The 17,976-nt window shown below is 69.0% G+C and carries 14 protein-coding genes; 2 read left to right on the forward strand and 12 right to left on the reverse strand.

Annotated features, from left to right (window positions below; all coding sequences use genetic code 11):
- Positions 1-2 precede the first annotated feature (2 nt).
- On the forward strand, positions 3-2,198 hold the full coding sequence (locus SLW56_RS00495) for a xanthine dehydrogenase family protein molybdopterin-binding subunit (protein WP_295845960.1): 2,196 nt from the start codon (positions 3-5) through the stop codon (positions 2,196-2,198).
- A gap of 267 nt (positions 2,199-2,465) precedes the next feature.
- Here SLW56_RS00495 and SLW56_RS00500 read toward each other — a convergent pair whose 3' ends face one another.
- The 7 genes from SLW56_RS00500 to SLW56_RS00530 form a co-directional block, all read right to left on the reverse strand.
- Positions 2,466-3,071, reverse strand: a complete 606-nt coding sequence (locus SLW56_RS00500; RefSeq protein WP_320694194.1) for a nucleotidyltransferase family protein — start codon at positions 3,069-3,071, stop codon at positions 2,466-2,468.
- Complete coding sequence (locus SLW56_RS00505; protein WP_320694195.1) at positions 3,071-4,276, reverse strand: XdhC family protein; 1,206 nt, start codon at positions 4,274-4,276, stop codon at positions 3,071-3,073. Before SLW56_RS00505 ends, SLW56_RS00500 begins: the two co-directional genes overlap by 1 nt.
- 86 nt (positions 4,277-4,362) lie before the next feature.
- Positions 4,363-5,511, reverse strand: a complete 1,149-nt coding sequence (locus tag SLW56_RS00510) for a crosslink repair DNA glycosylase YcaQ family protein (RefSeq protein ID WP_295908981.1) — start codon at positions 5,509-5,511, stop codon at positions 4,363-4,365.
- A 163-nt stretch (positions 5,512-5,674) separates the two neighbouring features.
- Positions 5,675-6,799, reverse strand: coding sequence for a hypothetical protein (locus tag SLW56_RS00515; protein WP_267093871.1), 1,125 nt, complete (start codon positions 6,797-6,799; stop codon positions 5,675-5,677).
- Between the two features lie 207 nt (positions 6,800-7,006).
- Entirely contained in the window at positions 7,007-8,026 is a 1,020-nt protein-coding gene (rtcA, locus tag SLW56_RS00520) for an RNA 3'-terminal phosphate cyclase (RefSeq protein ID WP_320694196.1), read from the reverse strand.
- A 96-nt stretch (positions 8,027-8,122) separates the two neighbouring features.
- Positions 8,123-9,343 (reverse strand): RtcB family protein, encoded by a 1,221-nt coding sequence (locus SLW56_RS00525; protein WP_320694197.1) that lies wholly within the window; start codon positions 9,341-9,343, stop codon positions 8,123-8,125.
- Positions 9,344-10,147: 804 nt separating this feature from the next.
- Positions 10,148-11,695 (reverse strand): VWA domain-containing protein, encoded by a 1,548-nt coding sequence (locus SLW56_RS00530; protein WP_320694198.1) that lies wholly within the window; start codon positions 11,693-11,695, stop codon positions 10,148-10,150.
- A gap of 184 nt (positions 11,696-11,879) precedes the next feature.
- On the opposite strand from SLW56_RS00530, the gene rtcR reads away from it, so the two are divergent.
- Positions 11,880-13,490 (forward strand): RNA repair transcriptional activator RtcR, encoded by a 1,611-nt coding sequence (gene rtcR, locus SLW56_RS00535; protein WP_320694199.1) that lies wholly within the window; start codon positions 11,880-11,882, stop codon positions 13,488-13,490.
- A gap of 188 nt (positions 13,491-13,678) precedes the next feature.
- Here the strand turns inward: rtcR and SLW56_RS00540 are convergent, their stop codons facing one another.
- The 5 genes from SLW56_RS00540 to SLW56_RS00560 all read right to left on the reverse strand — a co-directional run bounded on the left by SLW56_RS00540 (position 13,679) and on the right by SLW56_RS00560 (position 17,970).
- Positions 13,679-14,167 carry a transcriptional repressor gene (locus SLW56_RS00540; RefSeq protein WP_017907264.1) on the reverse strand — a complete coding sequence of 163 codons (489 nt, stop codon included), beginning with the start codon at positions 14,165-14,167 and terminating at the stop codon, positions 13,679-13,681.
- Between the two features lie 16 nt (positions 14,168-14,183).
- Positions 14,184-15,590, reverse strand: a complete 1,407-nt coding sequence (gene gltX / locus SLW56_RS00545) for a glutamate--tRNA ligase (RefSeq protein ID WP_295943213.1) — start codon at positions 15,588-15,590, stop codon at positions 14,184-14,186.
- A gap of 162 nt (positions 15,591-15,752) precedes the next feature.
- A complete protein-coding gene (locus SLW56_RS00550) occupies positions 15,753-16,637 on the reverse strand; it encodes a carbon-nitrogen hydrolase family protein (protein ID WP_320694200.1) in 885 nt (294 codons plus the stop codon).
- On the reverse strand, positions 16,634-17,239 hold the full coding sequence (locus SLW56_RS00555) for a GNAT family N-acetyltransferase (RefSeq protein ID WP_150410340.1): 606 nt from the start codon (positions 17,237-17,239) through the stop codon (positions 16,634-16,636). The genes SLW56_RS00550 and SLW56_RS00555 overlap by 4 nt, the downstream gene beginning before the upstream one ends.
- Positions 17,240-17,538: 299 nt before the next feature.
- Positions 17,539-17,970, reverse strand: a complete 432-nt coding sequence (locus SLW56_RS00560) for a hypothetical protein (protein WP_267099579.1) — start codon at positions 17,968-17,970, stop codon at positions 17,539-17,541.
- Positions 17,971-17,976: the final 6 nt, after the last annotated feature.

Genomic DNA, 17,976 nt, shown 5'->3' on the forward strand with positions numbered 1-17,976 from the left:
CAATGAACTACATCGGCAAGGAAATGCGCCGCGTCGACGGCTACGCCAAGGTCACCGGCAAGGCGCGCTATGCGGCGGAGTTCCAGATCCCGCATCTGGTCCACGGCTACATCCTCACCAGCACCATCGCCAAGGGCCGCATCGTGCGCATCGACACCCGCGCCGCCGAAGCCGCGCCGGGCGTGATCAAGGTGCTGACCCATCTCAATGCGATCAAGCCGGTCTCCGACGCGGTCAAGAAGAAAGGCGAGGATCTGTCGTTCCGTGCCCTGGTCGACGACCGCATCCATTTCAATGCGCAGCCGATCGCCGTGGTGGTGGCCGCCACCTTCGAGCAGGCGCGGCATGCGTCGCGGCTGATCCAGGTGGAGTACGCCACCGAAGCCGCGCACACCGATTTCGACGCGCTGCTCGACCAGGCGCACGATCCGACCCCGGAAGACTCGCCCAAGCCGCGCGGCAACCCGGCGGCCGCGTTCGCCGCCGCGCCGGTGAAGCTGGAGGCCGCGTACACGATGCCGGTCGAGCACCACAACCCGATGGAGCCGCACGGCGGCATCGGCTACTGGATCGGCGACACCCTGACCGTGGTCAACAAGAGCCAGAACGTCTACCAGGACCGCGAGCAGCTGGCCGGCTACTTCGGCATTCCGGTGGACAAGGTCAACGTAGTCTCGCTGTTCGTCGGCGGCGCGTTCGGCTCCTGCCTGCGGCCCAACTACTACACCTTCCTGCTCGGCGCGGTCTCCAAGGCGGTCGGCCTGCCGGTGAAGATCGTCTACACCCGGCGGCAGATGTTCAGCGGCCATGGCTACCGCCCGTATTACCGCGTGGAACTGGGCCTGGGCGCCGACGCCGCGGGCACGCTGCAGGCGATCCGCTACCGGCACGTACTCAACACCTCGCGCATCGAGGCGTTCAACGAGGCCATCTTCCGCAACGCGCGCTCGCTGTACGCCTGTCCCAACGTGGAGGACCGCTTCGAGGTGGTGGAGACCGATCTGCCGACGCCGCAGGCGATGCGCGCGCCCGGCACCATCAGCCAGATGTTCGGCATCGAGTGCGCGATGGACGAACTGGCCTACGCGCTGAAGATGGACCCGCTGCAACTGCGCCTGGCCAACTACGCCGAGACCGATCCGGAGAGCGGCAAGCCGTTCTCGAGCAAGGCGCTTCGCGAATGCTACGCGCTCGCCGCCGAGACCTTCGGCTGGAGCAAGCGCACGCCCGAGCCGCGCTCCATGCGCGACGGCCGCCTGCTGGTCGGCTGGGGCATGGCCACCGGCACCTGGGCGTCGATGCAGATGCCGGCGCTGGCTCGGGTGGTGCTGAAGGCCGACGGCAGCGCCCGGGTCGGCAGTGCCACCTCCGACATCGGCCCCGGCACCTACACGGTGATGACCCTGATCGCCGCCGAGTATCTGGGCATCGACGCCAAGCGCGTGCAGTTCGAACTGGGCGACACGCGCCTGCCGAAGGCGCCGGCGCAGGGCGGCTCGTGGACCACCGCCAGCGTCGGCAGCGCAATCCACGGCGCGGCGCGCGAGATCCGCGGCAAGCTGCTGGAACTGGCCAGGCAGGATGGGCAGGCCGCATTCAGCGGGCTGGATATGGATGCGGTGGAACTGGTCGATGGCCAGCTGCGTCCGACCGGCAAGCCCGAGGCCGGCCTGGAGGTCGCCAAGCTGATGCGCCAGCACGGCCTGCAGGAACTGGAGGTGGTGCACGAATCCAAGCCCTCGGCCGAGCGCAAGCAGTACGCCACCGCCGCACACGGCGCGCAGTTCATCGAGGTCAAGGTCGATCCGGACACCGGCATGGTGCAGGTGACGCGGGTCATCGAAGCCACCGCCTGCGGCAAGATCATGAATCCGCTGACCTCGCACAGCCAGGAAATCGGCGGCGTGGTGATGGGCATCGGCATGGCGCTCAGCGAAGGCACCGAGATCGACCATCGCTACGGGCGCATGCTCAACGCCTCGCTGGCCGACTATCACGTGCCGGTCAACGCCGACGTGCACGAGATCCAGACCATGTTCGTCGAAGAGGACGACACCATCGTCAACCCGCTCGGGGTCAAGGGCATGGGCGAACTGGGCATGGTCGGCATTCCCGCAGCCATCGCCAACGCCGTGTTCCACGCCACCGGCAAGCGCATCCGCGACCTGCCGATCACCCCGGACAAGTTGATCGGCTGAGCACGAGCGCCGCGTGCTGCGCCGTTCGCCCTATCCCTCGTGGGAGCGGCTTCAGCCGCGACAGACGTTACCCATGGCGCCTGTCGCGGCTGAAGCCGCTCCTGCGACACCGCTTCCGTAGTAATCAGAGGTGGCATTCCGTTGCAAAGAGCAAAGTAGGACGCCATCCAACGTCGCCCGTTGTCTGACGGAAGCCTTCGCTGCATCTATCGCATCCCGCAGCAAGTCCTGCAGGAACCATCGCTACGTCGCGCCCTGCGGCGACCGCTATGGATCCAGCCACCCTTTCGCCACTGCCGCCTGTACATCCTCCGGCGTGTCCAGGTCCAGCGCCAATGCCGGCGCGACGATGCAACCGAGGCTATCCGGTGCCAGCGTCGCGAACAGCGTGCGCAAGCCCTGGTCGCCGCCCAATGGCAGCCCGCGCCAGCGCTGCTGCGCCACCACCGCGGGCATGCCACGCACGCCGGCGTAGGCACTCACCGCGCAACCGGACGCCGCCCGTGCGGCCGCCGCCAGCAGATCCTGCAGATGCGCCGCTGCCAACGCCGGCTGGTCGCAACCGAGCACCAGGCTATGGGTGATCGCGGCATCGTCGCCTACCGCCGCACGCAGGCAGTCCAGGCTGCCGCCCATGCCGGTGGACCAGTCCGGATTGCGCACGCATCCCACCGGCAATCCCTCCAGCAGCGGGTGCAGCGCCTCGGCCTGCGCACCCAGCACCACCACGCAGCGCGCCGGCGCCGTGGACAGCGCCAGGCGCACGACCTTGCGCAGCAGCGGCTCGCCGTCGCTGGTCAGCGTCTGCTTGGGACGGCCGAGGCGGCGGCTGCCACCCGCGGCCAGGATCAGCGCCGCGTGCGCCTGCGCCATCACCTGGCACCCTCGGCCAGCAATCGCGGCGCTGCCGTCAGCGCATCGCGGTGCGATCGCCGCGGCCTGTCGCTCGCCTGCGCGACCGCACTCAGCCGCGGCGGCTTCGCCCGGCTGGCCTGCAACTGCGCGGCGATGCTCAGCGCGATCGCTTCTGCGCCATTGCCTCCCAGGCGCAGCCCGATCGGCGAATGCAGGCGCGGCGACAACTGCGCGCGTTGTGTCGGGCTCAGCAAACGGAACAGGTCCTCGCGCCGCCGCACCGGTCCCAGCAGGCCGAGGAACGGGATCGCGCTACTGGCCAACGCGTCCAGCGCTTCACGATCCAGTTCGAAATTGTGGTGCATCACCAGTGCCGCATCGCTGCCGTCACAGTCGGCCAGGGCGCGGGTCGGCGTGCATGCCAGGGCGCGGTCGGCCAGCGCCGCCAACGCAGACCAGCGCGGCCGCTGCTCGACCAGGGTCGTCATCCAACCCAATTGACGCAGCAGCGGCAGCAACACGGTGGTTTCCGGGCCGGCACCGAAGACGCTGACCCTCGGCGGCGGCGGCACCTGCACTTCGCCGACGCGCGGCGGCGCCGCAGACAGCGTGTGCCAAGGCAGGCACCACCGCAACGCCTGCTCGGCCACGCTGGCGGCGATGCGACCGTCGGCCTCCAGCGCCAGGGTCAATCCACCGCGCCCCTGCAGCCAGGCCTGGGCCAGCCCGTCGAAGCCCGGCAAGGCGAGCAGCGGCAGCAAGGCCAAGTGCAGGCGGCCCCGGCAACCGGCGGACGAACCCGACAGCAGGTCTTCGTCCTCGCGCGTATCGATCTCCATCCACACCGGCATGCCGGCGACGGCGGCCTCCGCGGCGCAGCGCGCGATCTCCGGCTCCAGGCAACCGCCGCTGAGCCAACCCTGCTGCGTACCATCGGGGCCGAACAAGGCCATCGCCCCGGCATGCGCGTAGGTGGAGCCTTCGCGGGCCATCGCCACGGCCAGGACCGCGGGCGTGCCGCGGCGGCAGGCGTCGATTGCAGCATGGAGACAGTGTCGGGCAGCGGACATGCGGCGGCACAGGCAACGTGGGAAACCCGAGCCTAAGCGGCAGCCTGTGGTCGCGAGGTGACCCTGGCCGCCGCGTGTGAGCGTCGGTTCGCGGCAACAGCGGTACGTTTGGGCAACAACCGAAGTAGGCATGCGATCGGGAATGCGCGGCATCCTGCCGAAGTCCGGCGCTGCGCCGCGGATGCCCTTGGCGCGAGTTGCACCGCCGCAAGCCATACCCCTGCGGCAGCAGCACCCGGCTACAGCAGATGGAAGCGTTCGAACCGCTGCAACGCCGCGTCGATCCTCGCCTGCAGCGCCGGTCGCTGCGGCGCCAGCCAGGTCCATTGCTGGATCAGCAGGCGGCCGGCGCGACGGTCCATCTTCAGGTCGAGCGCGGCGACGATGCGGTCGCCGACCAGCACCGGCAGCGCGAAGTAGCCCAGTACCCGCTGTGGCGCCGGCACATAGGCCTCGAAGCGATGGGTATAGCCGAAGAACTGCTGCAACCGTTTGCGCTGGATCACCAGCGGATCGAACGGCGACAGCAACTGCGCCCGCGTCGGATCCGGTGGCGGCGGTTTACTGTCCAGCAGCTCCGGCTCGGCCCACAGGGCCACACCTTCCTGGCCCTGCAGATGCACCGGGATCAGGCGCTTGCGCGCCACTTCCGCGGCGATCAACGCTCGCACCGCCGGTTTGGCGGCGGTCTCGCCATAACAGACCGAGTCCACGCCGACGATGCCCTGCGCGCGCAACGCTCGCTGCAGCAGGTAACGCGCATATTGCGCGTCGCTGACCGCACGCGGCCGCTGCCGCCAGCCAAAATGCCGCGTGGCCAATTCGTACGTCTTGAGCATGCCGCTGCGCTGGCTGACCACCAGGTCGCCGCTGAAGAAACCGTACTGCAACGCGGCCCGCGACGGCTTGCGGCTGCCCCAGGGGTGGGTCTTCTCGACCAGCACCTCGTCGTCGATGTCGCGGATCGACAACGGCCCCTCGTTGCGGATGCGCCGCAACAACCGCGCATAGTCCTGCGCATCCACCGCGCCCCGGGCGTCGGCCTGTGCACGTCGGCGCGCCATCTGCGCCACGTACATGCGGTAGTCGGCGACCGGCACGTAGGCCAAGGCATGGGTCCAGTACTCGAACAGCGACTTGTCCTGCGACTGCGCCCGTTCCAGATCCCGTTCGCGGTACTCGGGAATGCGCGTGTACAGCACGTGGTGGTGGCTGCGCGCGATCACGTGGATGGTGTCGATCTGCACATAGCCCAGGTGCGCGGTCGCCTGCCGCACCGCTTCGGCACCGCTGCCGAACGGTGCCGGCGTGGTCAGGCGCTGCGCATGCAGCCACAGCGCACGCGCCCGGTCGGGCGCGATCGGGACGGAAGCGACGGGAGTGCGCATCGGAACGACCTTCCTGGCAATGCGGTAGCGCCGATCAGAATAGCAACCCGGGACGCGCAACGCGGTTCTCAGGCACTCGCTGCGGGGCTCCGCTACGCCGTCGCTCCGATTTCCAGCGCGGCAACGCCGCACCGGAACGCGTGTAGCACGCTACCGCCACACGTCACGGCGGACAGGACGTGCCCGCGTTGCGGTGATAGCAGGCATTGCCGACTGCGACCCATCCCGCGCCAAGCTGGTTCGCATCCTGCGCGCTCATGTTGCAGGTGTACTGGGTCAGCGTGCCTGCCGCACTGCAGAAGGTGCCACCTGGCCAGGTCTTGACGCTGGGGTCGTACCAGATCGTGGTGCTGATGGTCTTGCCCTGGGTGATATGGCCCATGTACACCGACGTCAGCGTCCAGTGGCTCGGATCGCGGTCCAGGTTGATGGGATTGCCCTGCTTGTCGCGCACCGGCTTGGTGTGGCCCTTGCCGATGACCTGCAGCAGCCTGGGCAGGAAATCGACATCGTTGGACGTTGCCGTGCCGGCGAGGTTCCACTGCCCGCCCATGTTGCGGATGTCGTCGTCCAGGCAGAAGTCCAGACTCTGCGTGTCTTCGTACCCATGCGGGCACCACGGCGTGGACGGATCCTGCGCAGGGGGCGCGCCGGTATGGCCCAGGTCGATCTGGTAGAACAGGGTCTGTCCCTGCGTATTGCCGAGGATGAAACTGAAGGCATAGCCGGTGCCGCTGGGCGCCGTCCCGCCGCAGCGGACATCGTCTTCGTAGGTCCTGCTCAACCCGACGCGCACGCGAATGGCGCCAAGACTGGACAGCGGCGCGCTCGGCGTGAAACCCAGCAGTGCGTTACTGCCCCAGAACCTCGAATCGGCGGTCACCAGGAACAGATCCTTCTCGCCGTCGTATGGATTCGGATTGCCCGGATCCGAACCGGCGCACTTGTTGTCGGCCTGCGCCAGTTCGTAGGCGTTGGCGTGACCAGCGTAGACCGGGTAGTACTTCACCCGCGCACGCACGCTCTCGGCCTGCCAGCCCTGCGCCGAACCGCCGATCACCGGCTGCAAGGTATCCGAACTGTTCGGATTGGCGCCCCATTGCGCCAGGGCGTACGCGGTGGGCTGCTGCGGCCCGGACGTCCCGAGGATCTTGCCGTTGTCGTCGTTGAAGATCAGCGACGCGGGCAGCGGCTGCATGAGTTCGGTGGGGGGATCAGCCATTGCCTGCGCGATCGGCAGCAGCGTCGATGACAACATCCAGCACAGCACGCGCACGTTCTTGTCCATGTGCATCCTCCATTGCGCCTGATCCTGCGGCAGGAAGCCGGCACACCGCCGGCACCGCGCGGGACTGCGCCCGCGCCGCGTCATTATGGTCCTGCATCCGGCATCAAACGGCGCCGCGCGTAGACAGCACCGCTGTGGGCATCTCACATCCTGCAGCCTGCAGCCTGCAGGCGCCGGCAAGGTGGCACTACCCGCCGGTGGCTGCCATCAGCTGGACACGACCACCCGCCACTGCCGCGCATCCACCGGCTCCCAAGCGATCTCCACTGGCAGGAATTTCTCGATCAGGCGGGCATTGCTGGACAGGTGCGCGCTGACCGTGTCGGTGGTGAAGGCGCCGCCGCCAGCCAACGCCATCGGCAGCAGCAACTGGTCGGCGAGGTGCTCGCCGACGCAGGCGCCGCTGTCCAGGTAGTGGCGCACCTGCGCCGCCAGGCGTTCGCCGACCTGCTCGGCGGAGACACCGCGCTCGCCGTGGCCGGCGAAGACCTCCATGTGCGCCGCATGCCGCACCCGCACCAGCGCGGTGTTGCCCGGGCCCTGCGCCGGACGCACGCTGTGCACGTGGCGCGGATTGGCGTCCACGCCAAGTCGCTCGGCCAGCACCGCCAGTTCGCGCCGGCCGATCTTGCCGGACAGGCCCGAGACCAGCACCTGCGCCTCGATCGCCTGCAGGTCGCCTCGCGCATCGAAGCAGACCTGCTGCAACTGCGCACAGGGCGCGATGCTGGCCCGCAGCGCGCCGCCGCCGGCCGGATAGAAGCCGTGCCGGTCCAGCGTCAGCGCAGCGCTCACGCCCAGGCGCTGCAGCGCCGGCAGCCAGGTCTCGGCGAGAAAATCGGCGCAGGGCGCCAGCGGGTTGTGGGTGCCGCCCTCCAGAGTCAGACGCGACGGCGCGGCGGTGCGCCACAGCGCCGGCAGCACCGTCTGCAGCACCAGCGTGGTCGAGCCGGCACTGCCGGTGGCGAACTGATAGTCGCCGGGCACCACCGCTCCCGGCTCGAAGCGCAGCGTGGTCGCACCAATCTGCGCCCCGTGCGTGCGCGCCTGGCCGACCGTGGCGGCCGCCACGACCGCGGTCAGGTGCTGGCGCATCAGGCCCGGCCGCGGACGCGCGCCACGGATGTTGCGGAAGGTGAAGCCGGTGCCGGTGCACAGGCTGAGCGTCAGCGCGGTGCGCAGCAGTTGCCCGCCGCCCGCCGCACCGTCGAGTTCGATCATGTCCATTGCAACGCAATCCATCGTTGAAAACGCCCGTGCGGGCCAACCCGCGCGGACGATCGGCGCCGACCGACCGCAGTGCGTGCCGGCCGGCACCTGTGACTAGCCCTTGACGCACACCACCTGCCGCAGGGTGTGCACGATCTCCACCAGGTCACGCTGCGCGGCCATCACCGCCTCGATCGGCTTGTAGGCCGCCGGCGACTCGTCCACCACGTCCTGGTCCTTGCGACACTCCACATGCGCGGTGGCCTTGACGTGCTCGTCGACACTGATGCGGCGACGCGCCTCGGTGCGGCTCATCACCCGGCCGGCCCCATGGCTGCAGCTGTGGAAGCTGTCGGCATTGCCCAGCCCGCGCACGATGAAGCTCTTGGCGCCCATGCTGCCCGGAATGATACCCAGCTCGCCCTTGCGCGCGCTCACCGCGCCCTTGCGGGTCACGAACACGTCCTTGCCGAAGTGATGCTCGCGGCTGACGTAGTTGTGGTGGCAGTTCACCGCCTCGGCCTGCGCCTCTAACGGCTTGGCAATGACGGTACGGACCGCCTCGACCACGCTGCGCATCATGATCTCGCGGTTGATCCGCGCATAGCGCTGCGCCCAGTCCACCGCGAACACATAGTCGCCGTAGTACTGGCTGCCTTCCGGCAGATAGGCCAGGTCCTGGTCCGGCAGGTTGATCATCCAGCGCCGCATTTCCTCCTTGGCGAGCTGGATGAAGTGGTTGCCGATCGCATTGCCGACGCCGCGCGAACCGGAGTGCAGCATGAACCAGACCCGCTGCGCCTCGTCCAGGCACATCTCGACGAAGTGGTTGCCGGTGCCGAGGGTGCCGAGATGCTGCAGGTTGTTGGTCTTGCGCAGGCGCGGATGACGCTCGCAGATCAGCGCGAAGTCGCTGGCCAGCTGCGCCCAGCCGTCCACGGCCGCACCTGGCGGCGTCTGCCACGCGCCCTTGTCGCGCGCGCCGGGCGTGCGCCCGTGCGGCACCGCGCGCTCGATCGCGCTGCGGATCGGCGCCAGATTATCCGGCAGGTCGCTGGCGACCAGCGAGGTGCGCGCGGCGATCATCCCGCAGCCGATGTCCACACCCACCGCGGCCGGCACGATCGCGCCGATGGTCGGCACCACCGAGCCGACGGTCGCGCCCTTGCCCAGGTGCACGTCCGGCATCACCGCGATCCAGCGATGGATGAAGGGCAGCTTGGCGATGTTCTGCAGCTGCTGGCGCGCCTCGTCCTCCAGCGGCACGCCGCGGGTCCACAGCTTGATCGGCGCCGCTCCCGGCTGCGCGATGACGTCGTACTGCTCGGTGTTCATGGTGTTGCTCCTTGTGTAACGCATGTTCAAAAAAAAAACGCGGTGACGAGGGAGGGTGGAACCTTCCGCATGGCGGCATAGCTGCCGTGCGGCCGGGGCTCGAACCCGACCCTTAAAGGGCTACCAGATGGAGTTCCACCTGCATTCACCGCAAAACCAACGCATCGCCTCACGCGGCAAGTCCATGTGCGGAACGTTCGCTCTACCGCTGAGCTACCGCCATAGGGCGGGCGGGATTCGAACCCGCGACCGATGGAGTTCCGCCTGCATCCGCCAGGCAACGCGCACAACAGGACCGACGACGGCCACGACAAGAGAGATGGAACGTTCCCGCTCTGTCCAACTGAGCTACCACCCCATCGTAGGGTGGGCGGGACTCGAACCCGCGACCTGGAGCTTAAGAGGCTGTAGTTCCATCGGCATTCGTGGACGCCGGCGGCGAAACATGGAGGCCGCCATCGCCGCCTCCGTCAACGCGAATCTTGGTTCTCCTGTAGCCCGGCGGGCCCCATTGCCCGCCGGGTCCAGTGCTTCCATGCAACGCACACAACAGGACCGACGACGTCCGCGACAAGAGAGATGGAACATTCCCGCTCTACCAACTGAGCTACCGACCCCATCCCTGGAGTGGGCGGGAATCGAACCCGCGACATGGAGCTTCGGAGGCTGTAGTTCCATCGGCATTCGTGGACGCCGGCGGCGAAACATGGAGGCTGCCATCGCCGCCTCCGTCAACGCGAATCTTGGTTCTCCCGCAGCCCGGCGGGCCCCATTGCCCGCCGGGTAACACGTTCCTTCAAGGCCTCACACCACGATCGAGCCGATCCGCTCGACCCAGCGCTTGGCGCCGGCGCCTTCGGCCGCGAACGTGGCCAGCAGGTCGAACACCACGTCGCTGAAGCCGCCGACATGCAGGATGTCGTCGCGTTCGACCGTCTGGCTGGTGGCCACCGGCTGCAGGTCGATGCAGACCATGCGTGCCTGCGGGCACCGCGCCTTCAACTCGGCCCAGGCCTGCATGGTCGCGGTCGCGCCGCTACGGGTGTCGCGCCAACTCTCGTTGTCCGACACCAGCACCAGCAGATCGACCGGCGCACGCTGCGCGTTCAACTGCAGCAGCGGCGCGCTGACGCTGGTCCCGCCACCGCACAACGCGGCCAGTTGCTGCGCCTGCGCGATCACGTCCTGGCGCTGCCGCAAGGGCAGCGACCGCACCTCGGTGTCGAACGGCAACACCGTGGCGCGCGGATTGACCCGCTGCACGCAGGCCGCGATCAGCGCAGCGACATCCACGCAGCGCACGCTGCTGCTGGCGCCACGGCGGAAACCGGTCACCGGCGCCGCCATCGAGCCGGACACATCCACTGCCACCACCACATTGCCGTCCAGCCGCGGCACCTGCCGCGTCGCGATCTCCATCGCCTCGCGCAGCGCCTGGCCGATCGGCGGCGGCAACTGACTGGCCGCGGTGCTGGCCACCAGCAACTGGTACGGAAACACCCGAGCGCGCTGGATCTGCGCCGGATCGCGCAAGCGTGCCGCGACCTGCGCCACCATCGCCGGATCCTCGAACACCCCATGCCGCGCGAAGGTGTTGAGGTTCATGCGCAGGGTCTGCCACGAGGCGTTGCGGGCCAGGGCCGCCCAATGCGCCGCGGTCAGCGGCAGGGCGGTGTAGTACTGGAACGGCAACTCCGGCAACGGGCCGGACGGTGCGCGCTTGAACGCCTCGTACGCCTGCAGCATCGCCGGCAGCGCGTCCTCGCGGTACGGCTTGCCCACGACCCAGGCGTACAGCGCCTCGCGCTCGGCGTCGGCCGGCTTCGGGTGAACCATGCGGATCACATCGGCCAGCGACGGCTGCTGGCCGATCGCCGCCTGCACGATGGTCTGCGCCGACGCCTGCTGCAGCCACTGCCGCACCAGGCGCTTGGGCCTCGACCCCAGCGACTTGCGCCCCAGTTGCCCGCTGCGCAAGATCTGCACGAAGTTGCGCAGCAGGCGGCCGTTGTCGATCACGCGCGGGAAGGCCCGTGCGAACAGGTCCGGATCGCGGGTGGTCAACGTGGCCAACAACAATGCCGGCATGTCCTTCATGTGCGCGACCTGGCGTGCGTAGATCGCGGTCTGCGCGACGAAGGCCGGATCGACCTGCGCGCACAGCCCGAGTACTTGCTGCAGTTGCACCTCGGCACCCGCATAGAACGTGCCGTTCAAGCAGCCGGTGGCCGCGTACAGCGCCAGCGCCGCCTGCGGCGAACGCGCATACGCGGCGCCACCGGCGTCGTTGCGCACGGTCGCCGGGGGCAGCAGCGCGCCACGCGAGGAAGAGAACAGAGAGAGGTTGGCCATGTCAGGCTCCTGGCGGGAACGGCCCGCGTTGGTGATGCCAAGGTATCGCAATGGCCGTGCCAACTTTTTCGAGAGCACCTCAACGCATTGATTAAAAAAAGAAAATCGAGAATCAAGCGGCGACCCCCGCTTGTTCGACGCCGAATATTCCTATAACTTCAGCGAGACTTTTATAAGGATGGATATGGATAGGCCACAGGTGGTGTTCGGCATGCTCGGCACCCAGCTGGATTCCGGTAGCGGCCCCGGGCGCTGGGAGAAGTGGCGCCCGACGGTGGCGCTGGGGATGCACGAGGACTTCCTGCTCAGCCGCCTGGAACTGCTGACCGACCTGCGCCGCTACCAGAAACTGGCGGAGGTGGTACGCGAGGATCTGGGCCAGGTCTCGCCCGACACACAGGTGCACCTGCACGACACCTACCTGGCCGATCCCTGGGATTTCGAAGGGGTGTACGCCACCCTGCACGACTTCTTCGCCGGCTACACGTTCCGCCCGGACGAAGAGGACTACTACCTGCACATCACCACCGGCAGCCATGTCAGCCAGATCTGCGGCTTTCTGCTGACCGAGAGCCGGCACTTCCCCGGGCGCCTGCTGCAGACCTCGCCGCCGCGCAAACAGGGCAGCGGCGAGGCCGGCGCCTACGCCGTGATCGACCTGGACCTGTCGCGCTACGACCGCATCGCGCAGCGCTTCCAGCAGCAGCAATTGCAGGACCGCGCACTGCTGAAGAGCGGCATCGCCACGCGCAATGCGGCGTTCAACCGCATGATCGAACAGATCGAGACCGTGGCCACGCGCTCCAGGGCGCCGATGCTGCTGATGGGGCCGACCGGCGCCGGCAAGAGCCAGTTGGCCAAGCGCGTGTTCGAACTGAAGAAGCTCAAGCACCAGTTGCCGGGGCGTTTCGTCGAGGTCAATTGCGCCACCCTGCGTGGCGACGGCGCCATGAGCGCGCTGTTCGGCCATACCAAGGGCGCCTACACCGGCGCGGTCAGCGACCGCCCGGGGCTGCTGCGCTCGGCGCACCAGGGCCTGCTGTTCCTCGACGAGATCGGCGAACTGGGCCTGGACGAGCAGGCCATGCTGCTGCGGGCGCTGGAGGAGAAACGCTTCCTGCCGGTCGGCAGCGACCGCGAGGTGGAAAGCGAATTCCAGCTGATCGCCGGCACCAACCGCGACCTGCACCAGCACGTCGCGCAGGGCCGTTTCCGCGAGGACCTGCTGGCGCGCCTGAACCTGTGGACCTACCACCTGCCCGGCCTGGCCGAACGCCGCGAGGACATCGAGCCGAACCTGGACTTCGAACTGGAGCGCTGGTCGCGCGAGCAGCACCAGCGGGTGACCTTCAATCGTGAGGCGCGCAGCCGCTATCTTGCCTTCGCCACCGGCGCGGAGGCGCGCTGGTCCGGCAACTTCCGCGACCTCAGCGCCTCGGTGATGCGCCTGGCGACGCTGGCCAATGCCGGGCGCATCCAACTCGAACTGGTGGAGGAGGAAATCGCGCGCCTGCGCCGGCAATGGCGCGACGGCACCCCGCCCTCGCCGCTGGACGCCCTGCTCGGCGACGTGGCAGCGCAACTGGACCGTTTCGACCGCGTGCAACTGGAAGACGTGGTGCGGGTCTGCGCGACCGCCAAGTCGCTGTCGCAGGCCGGACGCGAACTGTTCGCCGTGTCCCGCACGCAGCGCGCCAGCACCAACGACGCCGACCGCCTGCGCAAGTACCTGGCGCGGTTCGGACTGGACTGGGAGCAGGTGCGCGAGGGTGGGCGCGCCGCGGCGCAGGATTGAGCGATCGGCGTGCGGCGCTGCGAGACACGAAAAGGCCGCAACCGGGCCGGCCAAGAGAACGACGGGGACGGGGAACCGCCCTATCCGCGACGGCGCAACACCGGGGCTGCAACGCGTGCGGCAGCCAGGCTCAGATCGATCGAACGCCCTACCCGGTCGCTACGCAGCGCCCATCAAATTGCGCCGGCTCAGCCCGCGCACTTCGCGCAAAGACCGTGCACTTCCAGGGTCTGCGCCTGCGGCTGGAATCCCAGGGCCTTGGCGCGCTGCTCCAGCTGGCTGACCACGTCGCGGTCCTCCAGCTCCACCGCGCTGTGGCAGCGGTCGCAGATCAGGAACGGCACCGAATGCTGGGCACTGCTCGGATGGTGGCAGGCGACGAAGGCGTTGACCGACTCGAGCTTGTGCACGAAGCCGTTGGCCATCAGGAAATCCAGCGCGCGGTACACCGTGGGCGGCGCGTCGGCACCCACGCCCTTGCCTTCGCGCACCCATTCCAGCAGGTCGTAGGCCTTGACCGGGCGCCCGGCCTCGGCGATCAGCCGCAGCACGTTGGCGCGGATCGGGGTCAGGCGCAGACCGCGCTCGCGGCTCACCCGCTCCACCACCTTGACGAAGTCGGCAGCGTCGTGGACGTGGTGGTGCGGCTCGGTGCAGGCGGTCTTCTTGCTGGACATGGCGGTCTCCCGGGAATCAGCTTCCCGCTGGGATCTTGATGAGCGCGGCGTCGATGCGTTTCAAGGCCTCCTCGCGACCGGCCAGGTACACGGTCTGCGAGATGTCCGGACTGACCTGGGTGCCGGTGATGGCCACGCGCAGCGGCTGCGCCACCTTGCCCATGCCGATCTCCAGGGCGGCGGCGGTGTCGTGCAGCGCGGCGGCGACGCCGTCCAGGTTCCACTGCGGCAGCGCGGCCAGCAGTTCGCGGGCCTTGCCCAGCGCCAGTTCGGCGCCCGGCTTGAAATGCTTGGCCACCGCCGCGTCGTCGTAGCGGGTCAGCGGGCGATACCAGACCTCGGCCTTCTCGGCCATTTCCTTGAGCGTCTGCACGCGCTCGCGCAGCGCCACCACCACCTCGGCCGCAGCCGGGCCGGCGGCCGGGTCGATGCCGAGCTTGCGCAACTGGAACTCCAGCTGCGGCGCGATCGTCGCCGGGTCGTCGCTCTTGAGGTAGTGCTGGTTGACCCAGCCGAGCTTGGCCATGTCCAGGCGCGCGGCCTTGGAGTTGACGTCCTTGACGTCGAACAGGTCGATCAGCTCCTGGCGCCCGAACAGTTCCTGGTCGCCGTGCGACCAGCCCAGCCGCGCCAGGTAGTTGATCAGCGCGTGCGGCAGGTAGCCGGCGTCCTTGTACTGCATCACGTCGGCCGCGCCGGTGCGCTTGGACAGCTTGGCGCCCTGCTCGTCCAGGATCATCGGCATGTGCGCGAACTTCGGCACCGGCGCGCCCAGCGCCTGGTAGATGTTGATCTGCCGCGGGGTGTTGTTGATGTGGTCGTCGCCGCGGATCACCTCGGTGATGCCCATGTCCCAGTCGTCCACCACCACCGCGAAGTTATAGGTGGGATAGCCGTCGGGACGGAAGATCACCATGTCGTCCAGTTCGCTGTTGGCGATCTCGATGCGGCCCTTGATCAGGTCGTCGAACGCCACCACGCCCTCGGTCGGGTTCTTGAAGCGGATCACCCGGTTGGGATCGTCGCGGTGCGGCAGGTTCAGTTCGCGCGCGGCGCCGTTGTAGCGCGGCTTTTCCTGCCGCGCCATCGCCGCTTCGCGCATGGCATCCAGTTCCTCGCGGGTCTCGTAGGCGTAGTAGGCCTGACCCTGCGCCAGCAACTGCTCGGCGACCTCGCGGTAGCGATCCAGGCGCCGGGTCTGGTAGATCGGGCCTTCGTCGTAATCCAGGCCCAGCCACTCCATCGCCTCCAGGATCGCGTCGATCGCCGCCTGGGTGCTGCGCTCGCGGTCGGTGTCCTCGATCCGCAGCACGAATTCGCCGCCGCGGTGGCGCGCCTCCAGCCAGCAATACAGCGCGGTGCGCGCGCCGCCGATGTGCAGATAACCGGTGGGACTGGGGGCAAAACGGGTGCGGCAGGCCATGGAACGCTCGAAACGACGGGAATCGGGCGATTTTACCTTGCCGGGGCGGCGCCTGCTGGCGCCGCGGGATTGGGGATTGGTGATTCGGGATTGGTAAAGCAGCGTCTCGCCCCGGGAACAGGGCATGGCACGCCGAGGCGCGGCACGTTGCGGGAAACGCTCCTATGCGAAGCGGCTCAGCTCCGCGCGCAGCACGGCCGGTGCCAGTTGCCCGCGCCAGTCGCGGTCGTTGGCCACTTGCGCATTGGCGCGGCTGGCCTCGAACGCGGCGAAGTCCAGCTCGGCGATCGCCCAGACCTGCTCGCCATGGGTCTGCGCGACGATGCCGTCGGCCGGGAAGCCGGCGTCCATCGGCGCGTACAGCGTGGCCTCGCCGGTGTTCACGTCCAGCGCCGGGCTCCACTCGGCGACGCCGGCGGTCACCGACTGAGCGACGAAGATGCGGTTCTCCAGCGCCCGCGCCAGGCAACCCACGCGCACGCGGGTGGCGCCGGCCTCGGTGTCAGTGCAACTGGGCACCACCAGCAGCCGCGCCCCGGCCTCGTACTGGGCACGCACCGGCAGCGGAAACTCGCTGTCGTAGCACACCGCCACGCCGGCGCGCACGCCCTCGGCCTCGAACACCTTCAGCGCCTCGCCGCCGTCGATCAGGCCGGTGGCCTTCTCGAAGCCGGTCAGTTGCAGCTTGTCCTGCCAGCCGTGGCCGCCGTCCGGGGTGAACCAGTAGGCGCGGTTGCGGTAGCGTCCCTGGCCCATGTCGAGCAGGAAGCTGCCGGCGACCACGTGCAGGCGATGGCGCTGCGCCAGGTCGGCGAACAGGGCCAGGTACGGCGCATGCAATGCCTGGATCGCCGCCAGCGAGGCCGGCAGCCGCGCCGACACCTCGGCGCCGAAGGTCGCGGCCAGTTCCAGCGACAGGTACTCGGGCAGCACCGCCAGCTGCGCGCCGGCCTGCGCGGCCTCGCCGAGCAAGGCGGCCTGCTTGTCGGCGAAGGTGGTGAAGTCGGCGGGCGCGCCGATCGGATACTTGGCGACGGCGACTTTCATGCGGCAGGCTCCAGCGCGCGGGTCCAGAAACCCAGGGTATGCGGCGTCTCGCCGCGGTCGACCTCGTTCCACGGCAGATGCATGCGCAACGCCGGCTGTGGCAGGTAGCCGCGCTTGCGCCAGAACACGTCGTTGCCGCGATACTCCGGCGGCCGCCGCGGGTCGTCGGGCGCCCGCTCCACCGAACAGAACGCGGTCAGGCGGAAGCGACCGAGCGCGCGCGCATGCGCCTCGCGCTCGTCGAAGAAGGCATGGCCGACGCCGCGCCCGCGGTACTGCGGCAACAGCACCGATTCGCCGAAATAGAACACCTCGGCCGGGTCGATGCCGCTGCCGGCGAAGGCCGCGGCGAACGCCTCGGTGTCGTCGACCAGCGGCAGCCCGGTGGAGGCGCCGACCACCTGCTCGCCGTCGCGCGCCAGCACGAACACGCTGTCGGGCGACGCCGCATAGGCGGCCAGGTACTCGCGTTCGTAGCCCAGGTCGCCGTCGTAGAGGTAGGGCCAGTCGCGGAACACCACGATGCGCAGCTGCGCGACCGCGTCCAGGAACGGCACGATCCCGGCACCGCGCAGGCGCTGAATGGAGAGCGGAGAGTGCATCCGTGCACTCTACCGCAAGCGTTTCCCTGGCGCTGCCTGCCTGGCGATGCCCTTGCATGTGCCTCCTTGCCGCGTCCTTGCGCGGGCGTCCTGCCCGTCCTGTGGCGCACGCGCTTCCTTGCCCTGCTCGCGGCGCCTTGGCGTGTGCGCCCTTGCCGCCTCCCTGCGTGGGCGTCCCTGCCCGTCCTGTGACCCGTGGCGGCATCCGTGCCGCCACCGTCGGTGTTTCTGCCGTCAATGGCCGATGACCATCCGACCGATCCGCCCGCCGTGGCAGCGATCGATGCGGGTGCCCTGCCTCAGCGCCACCAGCGGCACAGCAGCGCGGCCTGTGCCGGCAGCACCAGCAAGCGCGCGCGGCCTTCCGCTTCCCAGGTCACGAACCCCGGCGCAGGCGTGTCCCCGCACCGCTCCACGTCCATCGCCCAGGCAGGATCCCGGCGCACCGCGCGCCAGGGGCAGTAGCGCCACGGCGCGGCTTCGCCCGGCAAGGCCGCACGCGCCTGCAGCGCGCCGGCCAGGAACGCCACCGCGTCGCCGGCCAGGGCGGCGCGGCTGCGTTCGCTCAAGCGCAGCCACAGGGCCCCGCCGCGATCGGCGGCGGTGACCAGCGCGGCCTGCGCGCTGCGCGCGAGCGCCCCCGGCAGGTTGCCGGGATGCAGGCCATGGGTCTCCAGGGCGGGCGGCAGCAGCGCCTGCAGACGCCGATGCAGATGACGATGCGCGACCATGTCCGG

This window comes from Xanthomonas sp. LF07-6 (genome assembly GCF_034105445.1).
Taxonomy (GTDB): domain Bacteria; phylum Pseudomonadota; class Gammaproteobacteria; order Xanthomonadales; family Xanthomonadaceae; genus Xanthomonas_A; species Xanthomonas_A sontii.

Excerpts from the sequence above, each read along its gene's own strand:
- SLW56_RS00550 (WP_320694200.1), bottom strand. The coding sequence starts at position 16,637 with ATGAAAGTCGCCGTCGCCAAGTATCCGATCGGCGCGCCCGCCGACTTC.
- SLW56_RS00495 (WP_295845960.1), top strand. The coding sequence starts at position 3 with ATGAACTACATCGGCAAGGAAATGCGCCGCGTCGACGGCTACGCCAAG.
- SLW56_RS00560 (WP_267099579.1), bottom strand. The coding sequence starts at position 17,970 with ATGGTCGCGCATCGTCATCTGCATCGGCGTCTGCAGGCGCTGCTGCCG.
- rtcR (WP_320694199.1), top strand. The coding sequence starts at position 11,880 with ATGGATAGGCCACAGGTGGTGTTCGGCATGCTCGGCACCCAGCTGGAT.
- SLW56_RS00540 (WP_017907264.1), bottom strand. The coding sequence starts at position 14,167 with ATGTCCAGCAAGAAGACCGCCTGCACCGAGCCGCACCACCACGTCCAC.
- SLW56_RS00500 (WP_320694194.1), bottom strand. The coding sequence starts at position 3,071 with ATGGCGCAGGCGCACGCGGCGCTGATCCTGGCCGCGGGTGGCAGCCGC.
- SLW56_RS00555 (WP_150410340.1), bottom strand. The coding sequence starts at position 17,239 with ATGCACTCTCCGCTCTCCATTCAGCGCCTGCGCGGTGCCGGGATCGTG.
- SLW56_RS00505 (WP_320694195.1), bottom strand. The coding sequence starts at position 4,276 with ATGCCGCGCATTCCCGATCGCATGCCTACTTCGGTTGTTGCCCAAACG.
- gltX (WP_295943213.1), bottom strand. The coding sequence starts at position 15,590 with ATGGCCTGCCGCACCCGTTTTGCCCCCAGTCCCACCGGTTATCTGCAC.
- SLW56_RS00525 (WP_320694197.1), bottom strand. The coding sequence starts at position 9,343 with ATGAACACCGAGCAGTACGACGTCATCGCGCAGCCGGGAGCGGCGCCG.
- SLW56_RS00530 (WP_320694198.1), bottom strand. The coding sequence starts at position 11,695 with ATGGCCAACCTCTCTCTGTTCTCTTCCTCGCGTGGCGCGCTGCTGCCC.
- rtcA (WP_320694196.1), bottom strand. The coding sequence starts at position 8,026 with ATGGACATGATCGAACTCGACGGTGCGGCGGGCGGCGGGCAACTGCTG.
- SLW56_RS00510 (WP_295908981.1), bottom strand. The coding sequence starts at position 5,511 with ATGCGCACTCCCGTCGCTTCCGTCCCGATCGCGCCCGACCGGGCGCGT.
- SLW56_RS00515 (WP_267093871.1), bottom strand. The coding sequence starts at position 6,799 with ATGGACAAGAACGTGCGCGTGCTGTGCTGGATGTTGTCATCGACGCTG.